This window comes from Oleiphilus sp. HI0117, assembly GCF_001635235.1.
The window spans coordinates 1-4,144 of the sequence record NZ_LWGA01000829.1; the positions used below are offsets into that span (position 1 = coordinate 1).

The following is a 4,144-nucleotide window of genomic DNA, read 5'->3' on the forward strand; positions in this document are numbered from 1 at the left end:
AAAAATGAACCAAGCACTCGACCCAACACTCATTGAAGACATTGTTTCTGACCACGGTCAGTGGCAGGCCTATCTGCGTTTACGCTTTGCGCAACGATCACGTGGTACACGCTTGGTTGCTAGTGAACATCAAGGTCCGCTTTACGTTCAAAAAGCGTTTTACCCTGAAGGCCCTGACTGTGCGCACGCTTATTTGCTGCACCCGCCGGGCGGCTTGGTAACTGGTGATACCCTAGATATCGACATACAGGTTGAATCTGGCAGTGAGGCACTCATCACTACGCCCGGCGCGGGTAGAGTCTATAAGGCTCGCGACGACTCGGGTGTTCAAACACAAAATATGACCTTGCGAGTCGAAAGCGACGCCGTGTTGGAATGGTTACCGCTAGAAACTATTCTTTTCCCTAAGTCTCATGCACGTATGAATACCCAAGTTGAACTGGCAGAAGGTGCTAAGGTAATGGCTTGGGAGGTCACTTGTTTTGGCTTACCGGCGAATAACTTGGCGTTCGAAGACGGTAGTTGCGAGCAGCGCTTGCAGATATGGCAGCAAGGCCGTATTCGTTTCAATGAAGCCCTCAGTTTAGCGCCAGGTGACACATCCGTTTTACATGGAACGGGTGGACTTCAAGAAAAGCCCGTTAATGCACTATTTGTTGCTGGGCCCTTCAACGAAACTATCGATAGTGCGGAGCATGAAACCATGCTTGAGGCATTGCTTATCAAACAAAGTGGTATGCCAGGAGATGATTTGCTAGCGTTAAGCATGACAGGTGAGTTTCTAACCGTCAGATACCTCGGTAACTGCACTGAACGAGCAAGAAATTTATTAGGCGAAGCATGGGCATTGGTTCGTCCAGTGCTATCGGGGCGCAAAGCCATCGAACCAAGAATTTGGTTAACTTAAGTGTCAGATTATATAAGAGTGAATTATGGAACTATTACCTAGAGAGAAAGATAAGCTACTGGTTTTCACCGCCGCGTTGCTGGCTGAAAGACGCTTGAACAGAGGCTTAAAATTAAACTACCCCGAAGCCATGGCCTACCTGACAATGGAAATTATTGAAGGCGCTCGAGACGGTAAAACGGTTGCCGAACTAATGAGCTACGGCAAAACCTTGTTGACTGAAGAGCAAGTAATGGACGGTGTCGCCTCGATGATTCATGAAGTGCAAGTCGAAGCGACCTTTCCTGATGGAACTAAACTGGTCACCGTTCACGACCCGATTTCATAAGTCGATTAATTGGCCTTTTTATTCCGTTAGTGACACTCACATAGTCACACCGATGGTAACACTCACAACTGTCATCCCGGTGGTGTTTTAAGCCGGGATCCATGAGGGTTAGTTAGGGGATAACGCAGGAATGACACAACTATGAACGAATATCTATTGATAAGGGGACAAGTATGATTCCTGGAGAATACCAAGTCGCCGAGGGCGATATTGAACTGAACGCAGGGCGTGAGACATTAAGCTTGCGTGTTGAAAACACCGGTGACCGACCCATTCAGGTCGGCTCTCACTATCATTTTTTTGAAACTAATTTAGCTTTAAGTTTTGATCGAGACAAGACCAAAGGCTTTCGTTTAAATATTGCCTCGGGCACGGCGGTAAGATTTGAACCTGGACAGGGCCGGGAAGTAGAGCTGGTGGCTTATGCGGGTGACCGTAAGGTCTACGGATTCCGTGGTGATGTAATGGGCGCGCTATAGCTTTGAGCTGAGGAGAGAAAAGATGACTAAGATGGATAAAAAAGCCTATGCGCAAATGTTCGGTCCAACGGTGGGTGATAAAGTTCGTTTAGGCGATACCGATCTTTGGATCAAAGTGGAGAAGGATTACACCACCTACGGCGAAGAAGTGAAGTTTGGTGGCGGTAAGGTGATTCGAGATGGCATGGGGCAAAGTCAGCGCTCATGTGCCGATACTGTCGACCTAGTGATTACCAACGCTTTGGTGCTTGATCACTGGGGAATCGTTAAAGGTGATGTTGGTGTCAAAGACGGTCGTATCGTCGGTGTTGGCAAAGCCGGAAACCCGGATGTTCAGGACGGGGTTGATATTGCGATTGGCCCTGGCACAGATGTACTCGCGGGTGAAGGCTCTATCCTTACTGCTGGCGGCATTGATGCTCATATTCACTTTATTTGTCCACAGCAAGTTGAAGAAGCCTTAATGTCAGGCGTGACCACAATGATTGGTGGCGGCACCGGCCCGTCAACCGGTACTAACGCCACAACTTGTACCTCTGGACCGTGGTACATCGGTAAGATGATGCAATCCACCGACCAAATGCCCATGAACTTTGGCTTCTTGGGTAAAGGGAATGCAAGTTTACCTGAAGCCCTAAGAGAACAGCTCGATGCAGGCGCTTGCGGCTTGAAGCTCCACGAAGATTGGGGAACCACGCCAGCTTCCATTGATTGCTGTTTATCCGTAGCAGAAGAATATGATGTTCAGGTTGCAATCCATACCGACACCTTGAATGAATCAGGCTTCGTCGATGATACCATTGGTGCGTTTAAAGACCGCGTGATCCACACGTATCACACTGAGGGTGCCGGTGGTGGTCACGCACCTGATATCATTCGTGCTTGTGCTTACCCGAATGTATTGCCTTCATCTACCAACCCAACACGCCCTTACACGCGTAACACGGTTGACGAGCACCTGGATATGCTGATGGTATGTCACCATTTAGATAGTTCTATTCCTGAAGATGTTGCCTTTGCTGACTCAAGAATCCGTAAAGAAACGATTGCCGCCGAAGATATTTTCCATGACCGCGGTGCCTTCAGTATGATTTCCTCCGACTCCCAAGCGATGGGACGTGTCGGGGAAGTGATTACCCGAACCTGGCAAACCGCTCATAAGATGAAGACACAATTTGGTTTGTTGCCAGAAGATTCAGGTTGTGATGCCGACAACTTTAGAGCACGTCGCTATATAGCTAAATACACAATCAACCCTGCTATCGCGCACGGTATCTCTCATGAGGTCGGGTCGATTGAAAAAGGTAAATTGGCCGACTTGGTGTTATGGAAGCCTGCCTTCTTTGGCATCAAACCCTCTACGATTATCAAAGGCGGAATGATCGCTGCAGCACCCATGGGGGACCCTAACGCATCGATTCCAACACCTCAGCCAGTACACTATCGACCAATGTTTGGTGCGCAAGGTTTAGCAGCGGCGAAAACCTCAGTGACCTTTGTCTCAGAAGCGTCTTTGAAGAACGATATTGGCGAGGCGCTTGGTCTTAGCCGAAACCTGAGTGCTTGTAAGAATACGCGCTCTATTCGTAAGTCAGACATGGTGTTGAATGATTGGCAGCCAGAGATCACCGTAGATCCGCAGACTTATGAAGTTAGAGCGGATGGTGAGTTGCTAACTTGTGAACCGGCAGACGAGTTGCCATTGGCGCAATTGTACACATTGTTTTAAACGCTATTTAGGCACCGACCAGTCGGGTTAAAACCCGACCTACAGGCTATGTACTAGCATGGTAGGTCGGACTTCAGTCCGACAAGGTCGAAGCCGATGAGTTCGAGGGTAAATAAGGCCTTCAAAAAAGGAAGATTATGTTAGAAGTATACGAAAGACTCGGCACGCATTGTCATGAAGAGGTTTCAGAAGTCGTCAAGCTAGACTCGGACCAGCGTGATAGAGGACGGCTTAAATTAACGAGTGAAAACGGTGTTGATGTACGTGTCTTTCTAGAGCGTGGCAAGCCTCTATTGGTGGGAGAGTATCTCAAGTCTGAGTGCGGAAAAATTATTCAGGTTCAAGGTGCTGTTGAGTCTGTCGCGCATGCCAGCTGTGAAGACTGGCGTACTTTCTCGCGTGCCTGTTATCATTTGGGTAACCGCCATACAAAAATTGAAGTGGGTGAGCGTTGGTTGAGAATTAAGCCTGACCATGTCTTGGAAGAAATGCTGCACTTACTGGGTTTAGTGGTGACACATGAAGAAGAAGTGTTCGCTCCTGAGTCTGGTGCATATTCCAAGGGTGGGCACTCACATTCACACGGTCATTCTCATGATGGACATTCGCACGAATGAGTAATCCTTTAGCCCTGTCACGTTTGCTGCAGTTAAGCTCGGTTAGCCTACCGGTAGGTGGCTATGCCTTTTCGCAAGGCATGG

Annotated in this window: 5 protein-coding genes; all 5 read left to right on the forward strand. The window is 48.5% G+C overall.

The features are described 5' to 3' along the window. The coding region (locus A3757_RS13900) for an urease accessory protein UreD (RefSeq protein ID WP_082872112.1) at nt 1-907 on the forward strand (907 nt) is incomplete at its 5' end. Between the two features lie 25 nt (nt 908-932). Beyond that, a complete protein-coding gene (locus A3757_RS13905; protein ID WP_068512141.1) occupies nt 933-1,235 on the forward strand; it encodes an urease subunit gamma in 303 nt (100 codons plus the stop codon). Nucleotides 1,236-1,408: 173 nt separating this feature from the next. After that, the gene (locus A3757_RS13910) at nt 1,409-1,714 is read left to right on the forward strand and encodes an urease subunit beta (RefSeq protein ID WP_068552946.1); all 306 of its coding nucleotides are present in this window, start codon (nt 1,409-1,411) and stop codon (nt 1,712-1,714) included. A 22-nt stretch (nt 1,715-1,736) separates the two neighbouring features. Then, nucleotides 1,737-3,443, forward strand: coding sequence for an urease subunit alpha (gene ureC / locus A3757_RS13915; protein ID WP_068513006.1), 1,707 nt, complete (start codon nt 1,737-1,739; stop codon nt 3,441-3,443). Between the two features lie 137 nt (nt 3,444-3,580). After that, nucleotides 3,581-4,060 carry an urease accessory protein UreE gene (ureE, locus tag A3757_RS13920; protein WP_068552947.1) on the forward strand — a complete coding sequence of 160 codons (480 nt, stop codon included), beginning with the start codon at nt 3,581-3,583 and terminating at the stop codon, nt 4,058-4,060. The last annotated feature ends 84 nt before the right edge of the window (nt 4,061-4,144 follow it).

Coding starts and splice junctions, on each gene's coding strand:
- A3757_RS13905 (WP_068512141.1), top strand. CDS start 933: ATGGAACTATTACCTAGAGAGAAAGATAAGCTACTGGTTTTCACCGCC.
- A3757_RS13910 (WP_068552946.1), top strand. CDS start 1,409: ATGATTCCTGGAGAATACCAAGTCGCCGAGGGCGATATTGAACTGAAC.
- ureC (WP_068513006.1), top strand. CDS start 1,737: ATGACTAAGATGGATAAAAAAGCCTATGCGCAAATGTTCGGTCCAACG.
- ureE (WP_068552947.1), top strand. CDS start 3,581: ATGTTAGAAGTATACGAAAGACTCGGCACGCATTGTCATGAAGAGGTT.